The 22422-nt window shown below is 63.2% G+C and carries 13 protein-coding genes; 8 read left to right on the top strand and 5 right to left on the bottom strand.

Annotated elements, in window-relative coordinates:
• Positions 1-48 precede the first annotated feature (48 nt).
• The 3 genes from U1769_RS21125 to U1769_RS21135 all read left to right on the top strand — a co-directional run bounded on the left by U1769_RS21125 (position 49) and on the right by U1769_RS21135 (position 8708).
• Positions 49-2913: a TIM-barrel domain-containing protein gene (locus U1769_RS21125; protein ID WP_332720003.1), complete on the top strand. Its 2865-nt coding sequence runs from the start codon at positions 49-51 to the stop codon at positions 2911-2913.
• A 1048-nt stretch (positions 2914-3961) separates the two neighbouring features.
• Positions 3962-8062 (top strand): RHS repeat domain-containing protein, encoded by a 4101-nt coding sequence (locus tag U1769_RS21130; RefSeq protein ID WP_332720004.1) that lies wholly within the window; start codon positions 3962-3964, stop codon positions 8060-8062.
• A gap of 13 nt (positions 8063-8075) precedes the next feature.
• Complete coding sequence (locus U1769_RS21135) at positions 8076-8708, top strand: hypothetical protein (protein ID WP_332720005.1); 633 nt, start codon at positions 8076-8078, stop codon at positions 8706-8708.
• 275 nt (positions 8709-8983) lie between these two features.
• Here U1769_RS21135 and U1769_RS21140 read toward each other — a convergent pair whose 3' ends face one another.
• Positions 8984-9427, bottom strand: a complete 444-nt coding sequence (locus U1769_RS21140; protein ID WP_332720007.1) for a TrbC/VirB2 family protein — start codon at positions 9425-9427, stop codon at positions 8984-8986.
• Between the two features lie 239 nt (positions 9428-9666).
• On the opposite strand from U1769_RS21140, the gene U1769_RS21145 reads away from it, so the two are divergent.
• Entirely contained in the window at positions 9667-10704 is a 1038-nt protein-coding gene (locus tag U1769_RS21145) for a hypothetical protein (RefSeq protein WP_332720008.1), read from the top strand.
• Between the two features lie 127 nt (positions 10705-10831).
• Entirely contained in the window at positions 10832-12088 is a 1257-nt protein-coding gene (locus U1769_RS21150; protein WP_332720009.1) for an MFS transporter, read from the top strand.
• Here the strand turns inward: U1769_RS21150 and pgmB are convergent.
• The 3 genes from pgmB to U1769_RS21165 form a co-directional block, all read right to left on the bottom strand.
• Positions 12085-12753, bottom strand: a complete 669-nt coding sequence (gene pgmB, locus U1769_RS21155; RefSeq protein ID WP_332720010.1) for a beta-phosphoglucomutase — start codon at positions 12751-12753, stop codon at positions 12085-12087. The two genes, U1769_RS21150 and pgmB, sit on opposite strands and share 4 nt — an antisense overlap.
• On the bottom strand, positions 12750-14960 hold the full coding sequence (locus U1769_RS21160; RefSeq protein ID WP_332720012.1) for a glycoside hydrolase family 65 protein: 2211 nt from the start codon (positions 14958-14960) through the stop codon (positions 12750-12752). The genes pgmB and U1769_RS21160 overlap by 4 nt, the downstream gene beginning before the upstream one ends.
• 108 nt (positions 14961-15068) lie before the next feature.
• On the bottom strand, positions 15069-16049 hold the full coding sequence (locus tag U1769_RS21165; protein ID WP_332720014.1) for a LacI family DNA-binding transcriptional regulator: 981 nt from the start codon (positions 16047-16049) through the stop codon (positions 15069-15071).
• Between the two features lie 203 nt (positions 16050-16252).
• On the opposite strand from U1769_RS21165, the gene U1769_RS21170 reads away from it, so the two are divergent.
• The 3 genes from U1769_RS21170 to U1769_RS21180 all read left to right on the top strand — a co-directional run bounded on the left by U1769_RS21170 (position 16253) and on the right by U1769_RS21180 (position 21730).
• A complete protein-coding gene (locus U1769_RS21170) occupies positions 16253-18664 on the top strand; it encodes a TonB-dependent receptor (RefSeq protein ID WP_332720016.1) in 2412 nt (803 codons plus the stop codon).
• Between the two features lie 64 nt (positions 18665-18728).
• A complete protein-coding gene (locus U1769_RS21175) occupies positions 18729-20150 on the top strand; it encodes a sulfatase family protein (RefSeq protein WP_332720018.1) in 1422 nt (473 codons plus the stop codon).
• Positions 20147-21730 (top strand): sulfatase family protein, encoded by a 1584-nt coding sequence (locus U1769_RS21180; protein ID WP_332720019.1) that lies wholly within the window; start codon positions 20147-20149, stop codon positions 21728-21730. Before U1769_RS21175 ends, U1769_RS21180 begins: the two co-directional genes overlap by 4 nt.
• A gap of 19 nt (positions 21731-21749) precedes the next feature.
• Here the strand turns inward: U1769_RS21180 and U1769_RS21185 are convergent, their stop codons facing one another.
• Positions 21750-22202: a VOC family protein gene (locus U1769_RS21185; RefSeq protein WP_332720020.1), complete on the bottom strand. Its 453-nt coding sequence runs from the start codon at positions 22200-22202 to the stop codon at positions 21750-21752.
• Between the last annotated feature and the right edge of the window lie 220 nt (positions 22203-22422).

The raw sequence follows: 22422 nt of genomic DNA on the forward strand, positions 1-22422 counted from the left end.
AGATCGCTTTTGCGGAGATAAGGTCCCGAAAACGACGGGAGAGCATGGATGCCGATGAACCGCCTGGCATGGACTCTGGCCATCGCGACCGCCCCGATGCTCGCCGCCAGCGCCCCCGCCGCAGACGTCCAGCGCGTCGATCACGGCATCATCGTCACCCCCGATAGCGGCCCCGCCAGACGCGTCCGCATCCTCGTCTATGGCGAAGACAGCTTCCGCGTCACCGCCGTCCCCGGCACGTCGCTCGATCTGCCCGAAAGCCTGATGGTCACGGCAAAGCCGCACGGCGATCTCGCCATCACCCAGGCGAACGGCCTCGTCACCCTCAAGGCCGCCAAAGCCACCGCGGAAATCCGCCTCGCCGACGGCCACGTCGCCTTCCGCGATGCCACCGGCAAGCTCGTGCTCGACGAGGCAGCGCGCGGCGCCTTCAAGCCCGTCACGGTCGACGGCCAGCCCTGGCTCGCCACCCGCCAGCAGTTCAACCGCGGCACGGACGAGGGGTTCTACGGCCTCGGCCAGCACCAGAACCGCCAGATGAATTACAATGGCGAGGACGTCGAGCTCGCCCAGCACAATATGGCCATCGCCGTCCCCTTCCTCGTCTCCACCCGCAATTACGGCCTGCTGTGGGACAACAATTCGATCACCCGCTTCGGCAACCCCACCCCCTATGCGTTCGTCGGCACGAAGCTGAAGGTGACGAGCGGCAACAGCCCCGGCTGGAAGGCCGACTATTATCTAGGCAACCGCCTCGCGCTCACCCGCCAGGAACCGGTCATCAACTACGAATATATCCGCGATCAGGAAAAATGGCCCGCCGCGGCAAAGGCGCAGACCGTGGCGTCAGCCGACAGCGGCCAGAACACCGCGGGCCGCACGGTGCAGACCCAGCGCGTCGTGTGGACCGGCGCCGTCACCCCGGAGACAAGCGGCGAGCACAAGTTCCGCCTCTATTCCTCCAGCTATGTGAAGGTCTTCGCCGACGGCAAGCTGGTGCTGGAACGCTGGCGCCAGAACTGGAACCCCTGGTTCCATAATTTCACCTTGCCGATGACGGCCGGCAAGCCAGTGCAGATCCGCATCGAATGGGAGCCGGACGCAGGCTATATCGCCTTCTACCATAACGATCCCCTGCCCGCCCCCGATCGCCACTCGCTGTGGATGTCGTCCGATGTCGGCAAGGCCACCGATTATTATTATGTCGGCGGCACCGACATGGACGATGTCATCGCCGGCTACCGCGCTCTCACCGGCAAGGCGGCGATGCTGCCCAGATGGGCGTACGGCTTCTGGCAGAGCCGCCAGCGTTACGAGACTCAGGAGCAGTTGCTCGGCGTCGTCCGCGAATATCGCAAGCGCCGCATCCCGCTCGACAACATCGTGCAGGACTGGTTCTACTGGCCGGAGGATCAATGGGGCAGCCACGAATTCGACAAGGCCCGCTTCCCCGATCCCAAAGGCATGGTGGACGAAGTCCACGCCCTCGGCGCCAACATCATGATCTCGGTCTGGCCGAAATTCTACCCGAACACGGCGAACGCGAAAGAGCTCGACGCAAAGGGCTATCTCTACCGCGGCAATCTCGATGCAAAGCGCAAGGACTGGGTCGGCCCCGGCTATCTCAACACCGATTACGATCCCTATGCCCCCGAAGCGCGGGCAATCTATTTCCGCCAGGTCCGCGAACGGCTGGTGACGCTCGGTTTCGATGCGTGGTGGATGGACGCGACCGAGCCCGACATCCACTCCAACCTCTCGATCGAGGAACGCATCGACGCGATGGGCCCGACCGCAAAGGGCCCCGGCGCCGCTTTGTTCAACAGCTTCCCGCTGGTCCACGCCCAGGGCGTGGCGGATGGCCTGCGCGTCGCCCGGCCGGACGTCCGCCCCTTCATCCTCACCCGCTCAGGGTTCGGCGGACTGCAGCGCACCAGCTCGGCGGTGTGGTCGGGCGACATCGCCGCCCGGTGGGACGATCTGCGCGATCAGATCTCGGCCGGCGTCAACGTGTCGATGTCCGGCCTGCCCAACTGGACTCACGACATCGGCGGCTTCGCGGTGGAGGATCGCTATACGAAGCAGCTGCTCGAGGCCCGGGCCGAATGGCGCGAGCTCAATTTGCGCTGGTTCCAGTTCGGCGCGTTCAGCCCGCTGTTCCGCAGCCATGGCGAGACGCCGAAGCGCGAGATCTACGAGATCTCCGCCGACGATCCGGCGATGCAGCGCTCGATGCTGTGGTACGATCGGCTCCGCTACCGGCTGATGCCCTATATCTACACGCTCGGCGCCGACACGAACCTCAGGGACGGCTCGATCATGCGCGGCCTGGTGATGGATTTCGCCGCCGACAAAAAGACGTGGAACATCGACGACCAATATCTGTTCGGCCCCAGCCTGCTCGTCGCCCCCGTGACGGAATTCAGGGCCCGCACCCGCCAGGTCTATCTCCCCGCCGGCGCCGACTGGTATGATTTCAACACCGGCGCATATAACCGGGGCGGCCGCAATATCGTAGCCGCCGCCCCCTATGAGCGCATGCCCCTCTTCGTCCGCGCCGGCAGCATCCTGCCCACCGGCCCCGACGTGCAGAACACCCGCGAACAACCCGACGGCCCGCTCGTCCTCCACATCTTCACCGGCGCCGACGCCAGCTTCTCGCTCTACGAGGACGACGGGGTGAGCCCGGCCTATCTCCAGGGCCAGTACGCGCGCGTGCCGATCGCGTGGAACCAGGCGACGCGCACCCTGACGATCGGCGCGCGCGAGGGCGGCTATGCGGGCATGCCGGCAAAGCGCGCGATCTCGGTGCGCTTCTACGGGCCGGGCAAGGCAGTCGCGCCGGACTTTGCGGAGAATGCGACGACGCGGGTGGTGTATGAGGGGACGGCGGTCAGCGTGCGGGGGCGGTGATCTTTATCCCTTCCCCGGCGAAGGCCGGGGTCCAGTTGGGGAAGCCTCGCGATCCTGCGCGACATGGGTTCCGGCCGTCATGCCGGACCTGTTCCGGCATCCGTCGCTCTGCAAGCGCGCGCCTGCCGGTTGCCGGGCGCTGAACTTCGAACGCCTCGGCCGACTGAATCGACGCCCGAGACATCCGCACCAGGCAAACCGGTAGTTGCCGGAAGTACGTCGCCCCTCGGGCTTTGCCGCAAGGGCGACGAGGTGTTTTTCAAGCCGGCATACTCATTTCGGCAGCGTATCAATATTATAATATGTGTTACAAATATATTTCAACATAGTTTCAGAAAAATGAGATGACTTCTCAGATACTTTGTACTGGATTTATTAACGAATATAATGCAGCCTTACCTCGTCGGCTATTCATCATTGAAAAGCGGGGCCTGAAATGCGATTTACAGCAGCATGCCTTCTTGCAATTCCCGTTTGTGCCCAAGTGGCGGAAGCAAACGATAGAGCTACCTATATATATGACTCTAAGGGAAGGCTACATGCGGTCAGCCATGCTGGTGGACCAAGCAGTGGCGCCACGGTCACACTCGAACACGATGATGCTGGGAATCGCTACCGGGTAACGAGTACTGCTTCTTCTGGGAGCGGAGGGTGCGGCTTTAATGTTCTAGACGCCAGCGGCAACAGCGAATTCAGCTTCGACATTCCTATTCAACGGACCGGGACTTGTTCTGGGGCCGTTACAATCCGTTATCAGCGCAACGGCCAGAGCGGCACAGTAACATTCCTTCCGCAAGACGAATATAAGTACGTCACTAACCCGGGATCGGGGTGCGGCGGATACAGTTACGTGATTACCATCTCTGTAGAATCCGGAAATGCTCATATCGAACGAGGCGCAGCAAACATCAGCGTTGTCGATAACTGCTAAAAATTTCAAATCCATCAATCCAAAATACAACGCAGCTCTATAGGGGATGTGGTAATGAGATTTAGAAATTCGCTGGCATTGTCCGCGTCTGCGCTTTCCATTGCGATGGCAGCACCGATGGCCAATGCGCAGAGCTCGCCACAACTGGATCCGCCAACCGACTATCAGCTAGACGAGCGCGGTGTCGATCTCACTACGGGAAGACTTAGCTATGACCCCGCCCCTATCTCCATCGGCGGAGAGGACGGAGGAATCAGCTACTTTCGCCCGACTGGCGTACAAGGATACAGGGATGAATATGACTCGTCGATCCTTCCCGGATCGAACCTAATATCTCTCGTTGTCAAGATTGGCGCGATTTCGGATCAATTTTCTACGGGAGGGGGAAAAAGCCAGTCGGGGACCGGGGCGAAGCTCACTATAGACGGCCAGAACTATACCTACATTACCTCTCAGGGCGCCGTTTTCGAATTCCGACGCGACGCATACGCCGATGTGTGGATCGATGGCATATATAAAGGCCAGACTCCCAAGCTTACCCGTATCGTCGAACCCGATGGGCACACTAGAACTGTAGAGTACACGCTGCGTCAATTTCAGCAATGCGCAGGCCAGAATTGCATCGCCAGACAGGTGAGCAGGCCCGTCGCCATCGCCTCCAATGACGGCTATCGGCTGACCTTCTGGTACTCATTTAATGATACCGAGGATACACTCGACTATACGACGGTGGACCGATGGATGGCCGTCTCAAGTGTGACGGGCTCGAATGCGGCGGATCGCTATTGCACGCCGACCAATTGTGGTCCTTCGACGCCTGGCCTCCGATCCACACGCTACAACCGGAGTGGAACGGTGGAGTCCCGGATCGATGCTGCGGGTCGCGAAACGCAAGCAAGCTTTGACGCGCAAGGACGCGTGGTGACGATCACGCCGGCTGGAGCCGGGGCAAACGTCATCCAAATTACCTATGACGCGGACGGCAGGGTGAGTTCCTACAGCCAGGGATCATCGACCTGGCTTTATTCGTTCCAGCCCAATCAGGGAAAGCGGATCGCGACCGTTACCTCGCCATCAGGTCTGGTCACGACCGCAGTATCGCAAATAGCGACGGGCAAGCTCCTCAGCTTGAAAATCGGCACGAGCGGCATAACGAACTTTCAATACGATGAGGTGAATCGCCTCACTGCGGTGATCGCCGCTGAAGGTGACAAGAAGACCTATGCCTATGACGCTAACGATAATGTGACGCGGGTTACGAGCTACGGAAAGGGGGGCGAAGAAATCGCTCATCTATCCGCAACGTACCCAGTTGATTGCAGCAATCCAAAAACCTGTCACCAACCCCTCACTATCACGGATGAGCGTGGAGCGACGACGAGCTTCCAGTACGCTGCCGAACATGGCCAGCCGACTCGCATTACCCGGCCAGCAGCGGACGTCGGCGGAGCGCAACGGGAACAGACGCTCACTTATCAGGCGCTGTATGCACGGTTCAAGGATGCCAGCGGTGCGCTGACGCAGGCCTCCTCACCCATCTGGAAATTGGTTGAGACGGCCGAGTGCGCGACCGCGACGCAGTGCATTGGTGGGGCACAGGAGACACGCACCTCTATCAACTATGGATCGGCTGGCCAGCCGAACAATTTGTTGCCAACTGCAATCACGATCAGAGCCGGCGATAATTCCGTCGCCAGTACTACCGTGAACACTTACACTTGGTTCGGCGAACTGCAGAGTGCCAGGGTCGGCACAGATGACGCGACGGTGTATCGCTATAGTGCAGCGGGCGAGCTGGAAGGAGTCCTTGAAACTGATCCAGATCTGGGTGGGCCGCGCCGCCGTCGGGCCTTGCGGTATTCCCGCGATGGCGCCGGGCGCGTGCAGACAACGGAGCTTGGCACAGTAGCGGGCACAAGCGACTCCGATTGGGGCGGCTTCGCGCCGGCGCAAGTGGCCACGACCAGCTATGACGGGTTCGGGCGCAAGATCGCCGTTGTCGAGACCGCAAGCGGCACCATCCTCGGCGCGGCTTTCTATGAATATGACAGCGACGGGCGCGTACGATGCGAGGTCCGAAGGGTGGCAACGGTAGGGAACACCTGCGCTCAGTACGTCGGCACTGAGGGTGCCGATAAAATAACCGAGTATGTGTACGGCAGCGATGGAGAAGTCTCGACGATACGTCAGAATGGCGTGGACTCAGCGAAATACACGTATTCGCCCAATGGCCAGGTGCTGACGGCCACGGACGCGAACAACAACGTTACAAACTACCAATATGATAGCGTCGACCGTCTGTTACGGACGACCTATGCTGACGGTAGCTACGAGTATCTGAATCGTAATGGCGCCGGAGACGTCCTATCGGTTCGCCAGCGCGACGGCCGTACGGTGACCAACAATTATGACGGGCTGGGCCGGCTGACGAGCCAATGGCTGCCAGGCGACGTGGGGGGAAATAGCAACCCTTCGTTCGGCTATGATCTCAAGGACCGGTTGATATCGGCATCCAATGGGAATGGTCAGCCACAGTGGACCAACGCGTCGGTCTTTACCTACGACGCGCTCGATCGCCTAACATCGGAGACAAGTACCATCGCGGGCATCGGGCCGAGAACCACATCGTATCAATATGATGCGGCAGGCAGGCGCACTCGGCTCGGCTGGTTCGATGGCTTTTACGTATCTTACGAGTATAATACTGCGGGCCAGTTGACGCACGTCCGTGAGAACGGCAGCCTTCCCTTAGCCACTTACAGCTACGATGACCTGGGACGCCGTACTGGGCTGGTACGAGGTAACGGTACCTCGACTGGCTATGGCTATGACGCCCTGGGGCAGTTGACCTCGCTCACGCAGGATCTCGCGGGGACTGCGAGCGACCTGACTACCCAGCTGACCCGCGACAAGCTTGGGCGAATTACGGTATCTGACAGGTCGAATGAGACCTATTCGTGGAGTGGCTACGTATCCACTACGCGCAATTACGGGCGCAATGCGCTGAACCAATATACATCGGCGGGATCGACGTCTTTTGGCTACGATAGTCGCGGCAACCTCGTCTCCGATAGCGGGGGCGCCTCCTATGCCTTTGACTCGCTCAACGAACTTGTCTCGTCGAGCGCCGGGGCAGCGCTAGCTTATGACGCGCAAGGCCGGCTTACGTACACCGCTATGAATGGCGCCAACGTCACTCGCTTCGGCTACGACGGCACCCAGATCATCAGCGAGTTCGATGTGAACGGCGGACTGCTTCGACGCCACATTCCAGGGCTGAGCGATGACGAGTACCTGCTCACCTATGGTCCCCAGGGTCGGCAATATCTGTATGCGGACGAGCGCGGATCGATCATCGCCGCTGCGGACGACGCTGGCAACGCCAGCCAGATCCTCAGTTATGACGAATTCGGCATTCCCGCAGCCAACAACACGCTTCGCTTCCAATATACTGGTCAGGCTTGGCTTCCCGAGTTGGGCATGTATCACTACAAGGCGAGGAACTATTCGCCGACACTCGGCAGGTTCATCCAGGCCGATCCGATCGGATATGACGACGGCATGAACCTGTACGATTACGCTCACGGCGATCCGGTCAACAATACCGACCCGACTGGCACATGCGCTCCCGAGCCGGGGGTGATAATCGTGTGCGGAAAGCTTCTTGCCCCGGTAGTCATCAAGGTGGCAGCTACTGTTGTCTCGGCCATAGGTAGCTTCTTCGGCTTGTTTTCCGGTGGACCGCCGAAAGTGCAATACAAGCCGAAAGATCCGCCCCGCCAGAAGCAGGACGCGAAGAAGTCCGGTACGCGCACCTGCAACATCACCGCAACGTTCCGTGCTGTCGGGCCTGGTCAAGCGACCGCGGATGGCGCCTTTTTTTCAAAATATCCCGCGTTAGCCGGTGGCTCCATTAAGGGGGGTACGTTCGGAACAGTGGCAGTAAAGAAGGGGTTCCTGGGTCTCACGACACGACAATTCCGGACATATGGGACTAGGATATTCGTGACACCGGGCAACCAAGATCTTCTTACCACGACGCGCGGCCCGTTGGGCAGATTAAGCGTTTCAGACTACGGCGACCCCAATATTCAGGCGACTGCGGGATACGCGTTCGACATTTATCGTTTTCCGACCACGAAAGAGGCGCTTACCTATGGTAACAAAGTTGTAAATGCAACGGTAGAATATCCAACTGAACTCGGAAATCGTTGTTGAGAGGGATTGAAATATGATTGCCGCGGTATTCGCAACATTGTTGACCCAGCAACCTCCGCTGCGGTTTTGCACTGCATCGCCTAAACGCTCTATAGATTTGCAATGGAGCAGAGCGGCTGCTCTAACGTCCCCTGACCGTTCCTGGTCAATTGAACTCACGCCTGACATTAAAGGAGAAAATAATAATAGTACACTTGCATTGATAAATTGCAAGACAATGACGAAGACTATTATAGCGCGTATCACTAGAAAAGCATACGCGAATTGGGAACCCAGAAGTAAAGAGTTACTTCTCGTTACAGAGCCCAGTGCCGGCGATATGATCCTGGAATATTTCAAGATCGGGACCAACCGCTCGGCCGTTGTAGTTAGTAAAAGTGATGCACCAAATCGCGCGTTGACAGCGGAATTGGTGAGAATGATGCCGCCCGGTTATAAATTGTCTTTTCGGATTATTAGGCTAGAGACATTTGATAATAATCAAATTACGTTATTATCAAGCGGAGTATTTGATAAAAAAAATGGTGGCGCAAGTATACCGTATTGCGCTAGGTTTACTATCAGCACTATCGGACATGTAGAACGAATTAATAAGATCACGACTAGCATAGATAATTTGAGCGACAAATGCGATTACTACCCCTAACACAATAATCCTTGGTTCTACAGCGTATATAGCCTTATAATATTCGCGAGTAAAAACAAAAGAGGGTTGTTTAAGTACCTGTGAACCGCACCCTTGACGAAACATAAGCCGCGCTGGCGGGCAGACCGACCTGTTCGGACAGATAGTGCTAGGGCATAACCGTTATCGAGATAATCTGTAAAATAATGCAATCGGGTAACCCACGACATCGCCTAGTATCTATTTCGCCAACTATTGCACAATATTCGTGGGCACGAAGCCCAGGTGCGACCACTTCATCGCGTCGGCACCGCGGCGCCGCTGTAGGGATCATAAGGCTGCGCTTCAAAGGGTTGCCGCGGTGGCGGCTGAAACACAGGGGCTGGCGGCGGCGCCACGCTGCGCGCTACCTCACCAGCCCCGCCGGCGATCGCGGCCTGCAATCCGGCAACGACACTCGGGGCACCGAACAGGATGAAGCAGCCTATGATGACAGTTACACTTTGACGTAGGTCAATCCTACCGGACAACGCCATGAAGCCGACCGATGCGACGGCGATGATGGCAATCGCGGTGGCAGCCGACCCTAGAAGCACCTGCTGCACCCACCCGACAGCAGTGACCAAGGTCCCGGTTCCTGAAGATGGGATCGACATGACTGCCCTCTGATGGTTCGATATAAATCCCGGCACATCCCTGTATAAAAGAAATTCGTAATTGTAGCCTTGAATCTGCTTCAACCCGCTTGCGCCTCGGCATGCTGGTACGCCGACCCCAAAATCTATCCAACCAACGGTCCGGATCCGCAAGCTACGCCAACTCGCGCTGACATCTTCCGAGGACTTAGCTTATAGCTAAATAATTGATTTTACTATATATTTAACAAATCTACTCCATCGCCAAATGTCACAACCAGCATGACATTTTCGCTCCCACCGCATCGATTCAAACCACCCCCCGCAGCCGCTATCCCCGTCCCATGATCTACAAACCCAAATTCGCCGACGAGGCCCGCATGATGTGCCGCCTCGGTGCCACCGACGAGGAACTCGCCCAGCATTTCGACGTCCGCGTCCGCACCATCTATCGCTGGCGCAACAAATATCAGGACTTCGCCGAGGCCGTCGTCATCGGAAAGGAGTTCGCCGACGATCGTGTCGAGCGGGCGCTCTATTCCCGCGCCGTGGGGTGCAGCGTTCAGCGCACCAAGGTGTTCAAGACGGCGGCCGATCCCGATCCGGTCTATGCCACCTATATGGACCATCTGCCGCCCGATACGCAGGCGGCCTTGCACTGGCTCCGCGTCCGCCGGCCGAAGAGATGGGGCGTCCGCAAGGACGTGCCCGAAGAGCCCTTTGACGAAAGTGCCTGGGACGATGACGTCTGGGAGGAGGTCATCCACCGGAAGCTGGACGAGGTCGTTCGAGAGAAGCAGATCAGGCAGTCCGCCCAGCGGCCGCGCAAGCAGCCTTCCGCGCCGACCCCCGCGCCCCCGCCTCCACCTCCACCGCAGCCAGCGCCCCCGTCACCACCACAGCCGGCGCGCCCGAATGCCGCCGCACCGCAACCCGCCCCGGCCGAGCGCCCGGCGCCCGCTCCGGCGTCGGCGCCGCCCCGTGTCGAAGCCACCCCCGCCTCGCGCGAAACCCCTCCGCCAGGCGCACCCTCTGCCCCTGCCGCGGACGACGCCCAGGCGCCACCGCCGGAAGGCGTCACGCCGCATCCCGATCTGCAGTTCTACGGCGCTCCCGATCAGCAACTCTACGCCGAACTCGCCAGGCTCATGGAGCCAGATCCGCCGTTCGATCCGTACCGGGAAGAAAGCCCCCGCCCCTCGGACGAAGCTTTGCGCTCGGGCGCTGCCCCACCCCCGCAGGCGAGCCCCGCCCCCCTCTCACCATCAGCGCCCCCACCCGCGCGCCCGGTTCCGCCGTCCCCGTCGCCGGCTTCGGCCCCGCCTCCCGCCCCACGCCCCCTGTTCGAGCGCTTCTCCCGTCCCGGCGGCGGCTATGGCTAGCCCCGCCGCCCGCCGGGCGCTCCGACGGCACCATGAGGGCACACGCAACACGACAAGCCTTATGAAATGCATTCCATTTCCCGTTGCACCGGCCTAGGCTGCCGCAAAACGGATCGGGGAGAGGGCCATGGGCCGCGGCACGCTTGCCACCATTGCATTGGTTACCAGCTACGCCGTGCTCGGCCTGCTGATGAACAGCGTCGGCGCTGTCATCCTGCAATCGATCGCGCACCACAATGTCTCCAAGCCGGAGGCCGCCACGTTGGAGGCGTGCAAGGATCTCTCGGTGGTCGTCGCGTCCTTCCTGTTCGCGGTCGGCCTGCCGCGCTTCGGCTTCAGGCGCGCGCAGATCATCGTGATGCTGGCGATCGCCGCCGGCGCGCTGCTGATGTCGGTGGTGGACAGTTTCCGCGCGACTCAGCTCTTCTTCGTGCTGATCGGCCTGTGCTTCGGCACGGCCAAGGTCGCCACCTATGCCTCGATCGGCCTGCTCCGCCCCGATCGTACCGGCCATGCCAGCCTCACCAGCCTGGTAGAGGGCGTGTTCATGGTCGGCATCCTGCTCGGCATCTGGATGTTCGGCTGGTTCATCGGCCGGGATAGCACCGGCAGCGAATGGCTTCAGGTCTATCGCGTCGTGGCCGCGCTCGCCGGGCTGTCCGCTCTGCTCTGGTGGCTCGCCCCGCTCGACGAGACCGTCAACCGCCAGCCCGAGGGTGCCCCCGCGGCGAGTCGGCGGGATATGCTTTCGCTCGTCATCCTGCCCTCCACCATCGCCTTCCTCGCCGCGATCTTCCTCTACGTGCTGGTCGAACAGAGCATCGGCACCTGGCTGCCGACCTTCAACAACCAGGTCCTCCATCTGCCCAGCGCGATGAGCGTCCAGGCGTCGAGCATCTTCATCGCCGCGCTCGCGGTGGGGCGGGTCAGCGCCAGCTGGCTGGTCGCGCGGCTCGGCTGGCTGCGCCTGCTGCTCGGCTGCCTCGTCGCAATGGCGGTGCTGGTGCTGCTCACCTTGCCCACCACCCGCGGCCTGACGCTGCGGCCGGGCGTCACCTGGTTCGATGCGCCGCTCGCGGCCTATCTCTTCCCGCTGATCGGCATGTTCATGGCGCCGATCTATCCGATCGTGTCGTCCGTCGTGCTCAGCGCGCTGCCGCAGCAGCGGCATGCCGCGATGGTCGGGCTGATGGTGATCTTCTCGGCCCTGGGCGGCACGATCGGCTCGCTGATCACGGGATTCGTGTTCGATCGCTTCTCGGGGCAGACCGCCTTCTACCTCGTGCTGCTGCCCATCGCGCTCATCGCCGTCGCGCTGTGGCGGCTTGATCGGATCACCGCGGCGCTCGCCGCCGCCCGCCCCCCCGTTCAGCCGCCGGCTTAGTCGCCCGCCTGAATCCGGTAATCGGAGAGGCGGAAGTCGGCGATCGTCGCGATGATCAGGTCCGCCGCCGGCAGCGCGTCGCGCGTCCCGACGCCCAGCGCCGCCATGCCGGCCGCGTGGATCGCCGCGACTCCGGCCGGCGCGTCCTCCACGCCCAGCACACGCTCGGGCGCTGCGCCCACCGCCCGGGCGGCGGCGAGGAAGATGTCCGGCGCCGGCTTGCCCGCCGCGACCGAGGCGGGATCGACCACCACGTCAAACAGCTCGTCGATCTCCATCCGCTGAAGCAGCAGCGGCGCATTGCGGCTCGCCGAGGCAAGCGCGACGGACAGCCCCGCCGCCCGGCACTGCTCGATCGCATCGCGTGCCCCGGGGAACAGGTCGCCCGGCCCGAACTCCTCTATCTCCTTGAGATACCATTCATTCTTCTGAGCGGCGAAGTCGGCGCGCGCCGCCGCATCGAAGCCCAGCCGATCCCCCAGGATCAGAGCCAGGCTCCCCATCCGGTCCACTCCCTTGAGCGCCTCGTTGGCCGCCTCGTCGAACGGGATGCCGATCGAGTCGGCAAGCCGCTTCCACGCCCGGAAGTGCGCCCGCGCGGTGTCGGTCAGCACCCCGTCGAGATCGAATGCGACGGCATCGATCTCCCGCGGCAGCCGCATCATGCCAGCGCCCCCGACCAGCTCTCGCCGGTCCGCAGGGTCACCTCGGCCGCGCCATGGCCGAACGCCAGGTCAGACCCCGAAACCAGGCTGTACCGCACACCCTCGCGGTCGATCTCGACCCGCAGCTCGCTCCCCCGCCACTGCAGGCCGAAGCGGTATCCCCGCCACGCCTCGGGCAGCGTGGGCCGGAACGCGAAGGTCTCGCCCGCTGGCCGGAAGCCCGCAAACCCCCATACCAGCGCCAGCCACGATCCCGCGAGCGAGGCCATATGCACCCCATGGTCGGTATTGCCGTGCTGGTCCTCGATATCGACGAAGCTGGTCGCGTTGAAGAAGCGCAGCGCCGCATCGTGATGGCCCACCTCGCTCGCCAGGATCGCGAAGGTCGATGCCGAGAGGGTGGAGTCGTGCGTGGTGATCGGCTCGTAATAGTCATAGGCGCGGCGCTTGCGCTCGATCGACACCTCTTCCCCGCCCAGCACCATGCCCAGGATCAGGTCGGCCTGCTTGCACACCTGGTGCCGGTACAAGGTCATCGGGTGATAATGGAGCAGCAGCGGGAACTGCTCCCGCGGCGTCCCCGCGACATCCCAGCGCGGCTTGCCAAGGAAGCTCGCATCCTGCGCATCGATCTGCCGCGCCTCGTCGAACGGCAAATGCAGGCCGTCCGCGGCCCGGGCGAATTCGCCCAGCTCCGCCCCGGTCAGCCCGATCCGCCCGGCCAGCGCCTGCCACGCCGCCGGCGCCTCGGCGGCCAGCCGCGCGGCGGTCCGGCCCACCAGCCTCAGATGCTTCTGCACCATGCGGTTGGTATACCAATTGTCGTCGACCAGCGCGGTATACTCGTCCGGCCCCGTCACCCCGTGGAGATGGAACGCGCCCTCCCGCCAGTCCCCCAGCACCAGCCACAGCCGCGCCGTCTCGACCAGCATCTCGGCGCCCATCTCGATCAGGAAGCCATCGTCCCCGGTCGCATCCACATACAGCCCGATCGCAAAGGCGATCGCTGCGTTGATGTGGTACTGCGCCGATCCGCTCGGGTAATGCGCCGAGCACTCCCGCCCGGCGATGGTCCGCCAGGCGTAGAGCGCACCCCTGTCGTGATCGAGCGCCCGGGCATTGGCCACCGCGGCCCCCAGAGTGCGATGGCGATAGACCAGCATCGACCGCGCGACCTCTGGCGCAAGCACGGCCAGCACCGGCAGCATGAACGCCTCGGTGTCCCAGAAATAATGGCCCTCATAGCCTTCGCCCGTCAGCCCCTTGGCCGCCGCCGTCGACAGCCCGTCCCGCCCCGCCGAACAGAACAGGTGATAGAGGTTGAGCCGCAGCGCCGCGGTCGTCCGGGCGTCCCCATCGATCGCGATATCCGCCCGGTCCCAGAAAGCGGAGAAGATGGCCCGCTGCGCCTCCAGCGCCGCCTCGAAGCCGATCGAGGCATAGCGCTCGGCCACCTCCGTGGCGGCCGAAGCCAGCGCCCCGGAGGGCTCCTGCCCGACCGCGAACCCGGTCACCACCAGCGCCCCGGCCACCCGCTGCGCGGCGGCGACCCCGATCCCGCTCCCGGGAAGTCGCTCGACCACCAGCGCATCGTCCGCCCGCTCGCACACGAACCCGCCCGAGCCGAGGTTCACCCCGATGCGCGGATCGTCCGACTGGTCCGCCGGCCGCGGCGCCGGGCTCAGATACGGCTCCAGCACCACGCTCGCCCCGTCCATACGCGCCTCGATCCGCCGCAGCAGCACCGGCGTCCCGTCGGCCGGAACGAGCCGCTCCGCCGTGATCTCGAGGATCCGCCCATCCTCCAGCCGCCACCGCGTCTCCCGCCGCAACAACCCCGACCGCAGATCCAGCGCGCGGCGAGTCTCGACGATCCCCGCCGCCGCGAAGTCAACCGCCGCGCCGTCCACCAACACCCGCAGCCCAAGCGGCTCCGCCACCGGCACGCGCGTATCCGACCGCTCGGCAAAGCCGTGCAACCGCTCATGATAATGGATCGGGCTCTGCTCATAGGCGAGCGCCAGGAACGTCGTGGCATGCGCCCGCTCCTCGATCGTCCCCCGCACGCCCAGCGCGCCGTTCGACAAGGCAAGCATCGTCGCGGCCCAGCCTTCGCGCGCGGGATCGTCGCCGTCGATCGTGATGGTCCAGCCGTCGTCTACGAAGTTCAGGGTTTCAGCACCCAGCCGGCCTTGCTCGCGCCCCAACAAATCCACTCCCCGATCATTCTGTGCCCGCGGGGATACCGGACCTTTGATAACGATTTCAAGAGCCGATCAGGTGGCGATCGTTATGGCCCTCGAAACGCCGTCGGATCAGGTCTCGCGCACCACCACGCGGGTCGGCAGCACCACCGATCGCGGGTGCCCGCCATCGATCAGCTGCATCAGCTTCTCGACCAGCAGCGCGCCCGCCAGGTCGGTCTTCTGGTCGATCGTCGTGATGGCCGGGCTGAAATGCGCCGTCGGCGGGATGTTGTTGTAGCCGACCAGCGAGAAGTCCCGCGGCGAAACCAGCCCGCGCTCCCGGAACGATCCGATCGCCGCCATCGCCGCGGTATCGGAAAAGCTGAACACCGCATCGGGAGCAGGCGCCCCGGCCAGATAGGCGGACACCGTTTCCGCGGTGGCGGTGAAGGCCATCGACTCGATCGGCAACAGGTCGATCGTGACATCGCCATGCCCGGCCGCCGCCAGCTTCAGCCCTTCATAGCGCAGGCGCAACTCCTCGTGCCGGATATCGCCGATGAACAGCCAGCGTCGCCGGCCCTGAGCAAGGAAGTGCGCGCCCGCCAGCTTGCCCCCGGCCAGGTTGTCGCTGCCCACCGCGCAATAGCCCGCATCCGCCGAAACCGCGCCCCAGACGACCAGCGGCACATCCTCCCGCGCAAGCGCCCGCAGCATCACGTCGCGCGTGCCCTGGCCAAGCACGATGAACCCGTCGGCGCCGCGGGCATGGAAGAAATCCCGAAACGCCCGGGCATCCTCCAGCCCCGGCGGCGACAGCAGCAGGTCCTGGTTGCGGATCGACAAGGCCTCGGAAACGCCGGCGAGCAGCTCGAAGATGAACGGATCGCCGATCGCGCCGTGACGATGCGATCCGAAATCGAGCATCACCGCGATGGTGTTGGTCCGCGCATGCCGCAGCTTCTGCGCGTTGCGGTTGACGGCATAGCCATGCGTATTGGCGACCTCGAGAACACGCGCCCGGGTCTCCTCGTTGACCAGCGGGCTGTTGTTCAGCACCCGCGACACAGTCGGGGTCGATACGTTCGCGAGACGCGCGATGTCGTGCATCGTCGGTCGCGACGCCGCGCCTCGCGCCCCTCCCCTCCGTCTGATCGCCTTGTCCTCGCTCATTGCAACCTTCGTAGCAGGCCCCGCCCTCGTAGCAAGCGGCAGAAATACGGATCTGTGAAAGCTGTCTTGAAAAGCATTTCAGATTTGCCTAGAATCGAGGTTCGAGAGGCAAGCATGCCCAATCACAGGGGAGGAATGAAATGCTCCGCACTGCACTTCTGATGGCCGGCGCCGCGCCGCTGGCCTTGTTCGCTACCACCGCCCAGGCTCAGACCACGCCGGACGCCAGCGCCGGCCAGGTCGAATCGACGGACGCGGTCGATACGCCCTATGAGGGTGAAGACATCATCGTCGTCGGCACCGCCGGCGGGGGCACACGCCGCCAGGACGCGGCCTTTGCCGTCACCACCCTCAGCAGCGCAGCGATCGCGCAGGCAGCCCCGAACAGCACGGCCGATCTGCTGCGCACTGTCCCCGGCGTCAGCGCCGAGAGCTCGGGCGGCCAGAACGGCGCCAACATCTTCGTCCGCGGCTATCCGTCCGGCGGCGACGCGCAGTTCGTCACCTTCCAGCTCGGCGGCGTGCCGATATTTCCGCCCCCGACTCTGTCCTTCCTCGAGAATTCGCAGCTGATCCGCCTCGACGAGACGGTCCAGCGCGTCGAGGCCGTCCGCGGCGGCACGGGATCCTTGTTCTCGAACGGCCAGCCGGGCCTCACCGTCAACGTGGTCCAGCGCACCGGCGGCAACGCGCTGCATGGTCTCGCGAAAATCTCCTACACCGATTATGACGAAGTGCGCGGCGACGCTTGGATTTCCGGCCCGCTCGATGAAAATACCGGCTTCATGGTCGGCGGCTATTATGCCCAGGGCAACGGCATCCGCGATCCCCGGTTCCGCGCCGAAAAGGGCGGACAGATCACCGCCAACATCCATCACGATTTCAGCGGCCGGGGCTCGGTCGAAATCTATGCGCGCTATCTCAACGATCACGGCCAGTGGCTGCTGCCCATCCCGATCGTTCAGAACGGCAGCAAGATCAGCGAATATCCCGGCTTCGACGCAGGCACCGGTACGCTGGCTGGCCGCGAGACGCAGGTCACCACCAACCTCGCCGGACGCACGGTCGATCTGGCGGACGGCCGCGGCGCGAACATCGGAAATGTCGGCCTCAGCTTCGACTATGAGCTGGCGACCGGCCTTCGTATCCGCGAGCGCCTCAGCTACCTCGGCGGCAGCGCCAACACCGTCGGCCTCGTGCCCGTAGGCCCGCCGAGCAGCGCCACGGCAACCGCCGTCGCGCTGGGCGGCGCCGGATCGACCGTCGGCAGCCTCACCTATGTCAACGGCGGCGGCGCGGTGGCCGGGGGCGCGAACGCCCAAGTCATGCGCGCCGGCATCTGGGAAGTGCGCAAGGAGATCGACTCGTTCGTCAACGATGTCGCCCTCGAATTCACCTCGGGCAGCAACAAGCTGACCGGCGGCTTCTATTTCGCTGACTATAATACGCGCGACAATTGGGCGCTGGGCAACCAGGTGCTGCTCACCGCCGAGCCGAGCGCCCGCTTGCTCAACCTCACGCTCGGCGATGGCCGGATCGCGACCAGCAACGGCTTCTCGTCCGGCGCCGGCTTCCTCGTCGATGCCTATTATTCCGGCAAGGACTATGCCTTTTACGGCGTGGACGAATTCCAGATCACACCGGAGCTGCGCGTCGACGGCGGCGTCCGCTGGCAGCGCCACGTCGTGGATGCGACGATCCGCACCCCATCGGGCACGGTCGATCAGGACGGCAATCCGAACACGCTCTACGACAACGCCTCCAACATCCTCGGCCCATCGCGCACCGTGCGCTACGCTCAGTCGGAATGGTCGTGGACCGCGGGTGCGAATTACGACATCACCAGCCAGATCGGCGTGTTCGCGCGCTACAGCCGTGGCAACAGCTTCCCGCAGTTCGACAATCTGCGCGAAGGCCTGACGATCGTCGCGCAAGTGGATACCTATGAAGGCGGCCTGAAGGTCTCCCTGCCCTTCGCCAATCTCTACGCGACGGTCTTCCACAACAAGTTCGACGGCCTGGCGACGACCCAGATCATCAACAATGTGCCGACCAGCTCGATCGGCGGGGCCAAGGCCACCGGCGTCGAGCTCGAAGGTGCCGTGCGGCCGTTCCGCGGCTTCAGCCTGACCGCTGCGGGAACCTATCTCGACGCGACCTATCAGGACTTCTTCACCGGCAACGGCACGATCGACAATACCGGCAACCAGGTGCAGCGCCAGCCGCGCTGGACCTGGCGCGTCACGCCTGCCTATGAGCTGGAGGTGGGCAGCCTGAAGCCGTCCGTCTTCGCGACGCTGCAATATACCGGCGACCGTTTTTCGGATCCGGAGAACAACCAGCTGCTGCCCAATTATTACCAGCTCGATGCAGGCGTCTCGGTCAATGTCGGCGACCGGTTCAAATTCCAGGTCACCGGCAACAATCTGACGAACGAGATCGGGCTGACCGAAGGCAATCCGCGCATCATCGGCTCGCAGGGATCTGGTCCGATCCTCGCCCGCCCGATCCTCGGCCGGTCCTTCCGGTTCAGCGCTGCGGTCAGCTTCTGAGGCGACAGGGCGCCGGAGCTTCCGGCGCCCTGTCGCGCAGCTCAGGAGTGCGATACGGGGAAGTATGGATCGACGCACTCTCCTGCGCGGCGCCGCGGCCCTTGCCGCCGGAACGGCACTTGCTCCGGCCGTCCGGGCGGCCGGCGCGCTGCCCCGCCGCAACGTGCTGCTCCTGATTTCCGACGACCAGGGCCTCGATCTCGGCTGCTACGGCGTGCCCATCAGGACACCCCGGCTCGACCGTCTCGCGCGAGACGGGACGCGGTTCAGCCAGGGTTTTGCTGCCGTCTCCTCCTGCAGCCCGAGCCGGGCGGTGATCAACACCGGGCTCTACACCCACCAGAACGGCATGTACGGCCTGCAGCACGACGTTCATCACCAGTCGCTGCTCGACGGCATCGAAACGCTCCCCGCGATGCTGCGGCACGCGGGCTATGCGACCGCGCTGGTCGGCAAGAAGCATGTCGGGCCGGACAGCGCCTTTCCCTATGAGGTCGAGCTGGTGCCGGAACGCTCCGGCATTCGCGACGTGCGCGAGCTCGCGATCGCTGCGTCGAGCTTCATCCGTTCGTCGGACGACCGGCCCTTCTTCGTCACCGTCGCCTATAGCGATCCGCACCGCGCGGCAGTCGATTACGGCAATGATCGGCCCTGGCCGGGCGTCAAACCCGTCTCATATGATCCCGCAACGGTGCCTGTCCCACCGCACCTTCCCGATATACCAGCAGTGCGCGGCGATCTCGCTGCCTATTATGAATCGCTGAGCCGCCTCGATACCGGGGTCGGCATGATCCTCGACGATCTCGCTGAAACCGGCCGGGCCGACGAGACACTGGTGATCTTCCTCAGCGACAATGGCCGCCCCTTCCCCGGGGCCAAGACTAATCTCTACGATCCCGGGCTGCATCTGCCGCTGATCATCCGCGCGCCGGGGGCACGGCCAAGCGTCAACGACGCGATGGTAAGCTGGGTGGATATCGCGCCGACCGTGCTCGACTTCACTGGTGTCGCGGCGCCAACCCAATACCCATTGTCCGGAAAATCGCTCCTGCCGCTACTCGGCCGGACCGGCGCGGCAGATCGCGATGCGGTATTCGCCAGCCATGATTTCCACGAGATCAATCAATATTACCCGATGCGCGCGGTGCGGACGCGCACCCACAGCTACATTGCGAACCTCGCTTTCCCACTCGATTACCCGATAGCCGGAGATGTTGCGGGATCGCCGAGCTGGAAGGCGATCAGCGCCGATCCGGCGATTCGGCTCGGCAAGCGCAGCCAGGCCGCCTATCTGAAGCGACCGGCCGAAGAGCTGTACGATCTCGCCCGGGACCCGGACGAGATCGACAATGTCGCCGCCGATCCGGCCTATGCAAAAGTGCTGGCCGACATGCGCCGGCGGCTGCAGGCAGTACGCGCGGCGACGCATGACCCGTGGCTGGCGGGACAGACCGATCCTTATGCGCATATGGAGCATCAACGATGAGCGACGAACCAACCCGCCGGGGCGTCCTCCTGGCGGGAAGCGGCGGGGCGTTCGGCCTGTTCAGCTGGGCCGCCGCTGCGGCGACGCCGGTTCAGCAACCCAAGCAGCTGGCGCTGAAGCGGGCCATCGGCGTTCGTCCGCGCAACATCCTGGTCGTCCTCACCGACGATCATCGCTTCGACGCCATGGGCTTCATGAAGGCGCAGAGCTTCGGCGACACGCCGACGCTTGACCGGCTTGCGCGCGAGGGAGTCCATTTCCGCAACGCGTTCGTTACCACTGCGCTCTGTTCGCCATCGCGGGCATCGATCTTCACTGGCCTCTATGCGCACCAGCACAAGGTCGTCGACAACAACCACCCGATCCCGCCGGGCCTGATCTATTACCCCGAATATCTGCAGGCGGCGGGCTATGAGACTGCCTTTATCGGCAAGTGGCATATGGGCGCCGAGACCGACAAGCCGCAGCCCGGCTTCGATCGCTGGGTCAGCTTCAAGGGCCAGGGAACCTATTGGCCGAGCGAAGACGGCTTGAACGTCGACGGCAAGCCAGTGCCCCAGCGCGGCTACATCACGGACGAACTGACCGACTATGCGCTCGACTGGATCGGCAAGCGCGATCCCAAGCGGCCATGGATGATGCATCTCGCGCACAAGGCCGTGCATTCGGAATTCATCCCGGCACCGCGCCATGCCGGGCGCTATGCGAAGGAGAGCTTCCGCTATCCGGCGACGATGAAGGCCGGGGCGCCCGGGCGTCCGATGTGGGTGGAGAACCAGCGCAACAGCTGGCACGGCGTCGACTATCCCTATCACGGCACGCTCGACATCGGCGATTATTACAAGCGCTATATGGAGACCCTGCTGGCGGTCGACGAAGGCCTGGCGCAGATCATGGACCTGCTCGAACAGCGCGGCGAGCTCGACGACACGCTGATCCTCTATATGGGCGACAACGGCTTCCAGTTCGGCGAGCATGGCCTGATCGACAAGCGCACCGCCTATGAGGATTCGATGCGGATCCCGATGCTCGCGCGGTGCCCGGCGCTGTTCGGCCCCGGAACGGTCGACCAGGTGGTCGCGAACATCGATGTCGCGCCGACCATGCTGGCGGCCGCCGGCCTGACGGCGCCAGCCGCGATGGAGGGTGCGAACGCCCTGCCGCTCGCTCAAGGCAAGGCAGTGCCGTGGCGCAAGGAGCTGCTCTACGAATATTATTGGGAGCGCAATTTCCCGCAAACGCCGACCGTCCACGCGCTGCGCGAGGACCGGTACAAATATATCCACTTCCACGGCGTCTGGGATATCGACGAACTCTACGATCTGCAGGCCGATCCCATGGAGGCCGACAATCTCCTCGCCCGCCCCGGCCATGAAGCGCTGGCCGACCGTATGAGCAAGAAGCTTTTTGCCCGGCTCGAAGAGACTGGCGGCATGCAGATTCCGCTCAGCCCGGATGCGGGCGAACGCAACGAGCTGCGCGATCCCAACGGGCCGAAGGGCACCCCCTTTCCGAGCCGCTTCCTGCGCCCGCCCGGCAAGAAGCTGGCGGCATTGGCGCGGCGGCTGCTACGCGGCTGACCAGCGCCGGATCGTCCTGTCAGGTTTCGGCGCCGCGCTGGCGGGCAAGCCGCGCCCGCCGTTTCTCCTTCTCGACGAAATGCATCGCTTCCAGCTTCAGGCCGTCCGGATCGAGGAAATAGACCGCATAATATCCCTCGCCATAATCGGGATACTCGGCCGGCGGATCGACGATCTCGGCCCCTTCCTTCAGCAGGAATTGATATAGCGCGTCGACCTGCTCGCGGGCGCCCAGTTCGAAGGCATAATGGTGATAGCCGATGTCGCCGGTGCGGTGCGGGCGGCCCCGGCCTGCCGCGTCGGCCTGGGTGATCCAGAACATGGTCTCGCCATTGTTCCAGCCGACAACCTCGCCGAATTCCCACTCGCACTCGAACCCCATGAACCCGAGCACGCGATCGTAAAAAACCTTCGATTGCGTCAGATCCCCGACACGTATCGCGAGATGGTCGATGCCGATTACCTGAACCATTGCCCCTTCCCTTCAGTCGGCTGACGGCGACGATCGGTTGCCGGAGCGGGATGAACCCGCATTCCAGAAACCAAGTCTTTGTACTCCTTTATGGACCATCGCTCCCACAGCCACTAGGGCGGGTAATCCACGCGTTTTGTTCGGGATCCGGGATTGAAGTCCACACTTGCCCTCCTCCCTATGGCGTTCGGCTGCACCATGGCGCTACCGGCCTCGGCTC

Origin of the sequence: Parasphingomonas zepuensis (assembly GCF_036663735.1) — a bacterium.
GTDB lineage: Bacteria > Pseudomonadota > Alphaproteobacteria > Sphingomonadales > Sphingomonadaceae > Sphingomonas.

Coding starts and splice junctions, on each gene's coding strand:
- U1769_RS21125 (WP_332720003.1), top strand. CDS start 49: ATGCCGATGAACCGCCTGGCATGGACTCTGGCCATCGCGACCGCCCCG.
- U1769_RS21130 (WP_332720004.1), top strand. CDS start 3,962: ATGGCCAATGCGCAGAGCTCGCCACAACTGGATCCGCCAACCGACTAT.
- U1769_RS21135 (WP_332720005.1), top strand. CDS start 8,076: ATGATTGCCGCGGTATTCGCAACATTGTTGACCCAGCAACCTCCGCTG.
- U1769_RS21145 (WP_332720008.1), top strand. CDS start 9,667: ATGATCTACAAACCCAAATTCGCCGACGAGGCCCGCATGATGTGCCGC.
- U1769_RS21150 (WP_332720009.1), top strand. CDS start 10,832: ATGGGCCGCGGCACGCTTGCCACCATTGCATTGGTTACCAGCTACGCC.
- pgmB (WP_332720010.1), bottom strand. CDS start 12,753: ATGATGCGGCTGCCGCGGGAGATCGATGCCGTCGCATTCGATCTCGAC.
- U1769_RS21165 (WP_332720014.1), bottom strand. CDS start 16,049: ATGCACGACATCGCGCGTCTCGCGAACGTATCGACCCCGACTGTGTCG.
- U1769_RS21170 (WP_332720016.1), top strand. CDS start 16,253: ATGCTCCGCACTGCACTTCTGATGGCCGGCGCCGCGCCGCTGGCCTTG.
- U1769_RS21175 (WP_332720018.1), top strand. CDS start 18,729: ATGGATCGACGCACTCTCCTGCGCGGCGCCGCGGCCCTTGCCGCCGGA.
- U1769_RS21180 (WP_332720019.1), top strand. CDS start 20,147: ATGAGCGACGAACCAACCCGCCGGGGCGTCCTCCTGGCGGGAAGCGGC.
- U1769_RS21185 (WP_332720020.1), bottom strand. CDS start 22,202: ATGGTTCAGGTAATCGGCATCGACCATCTCGCGATACGTGTCGGGGAT.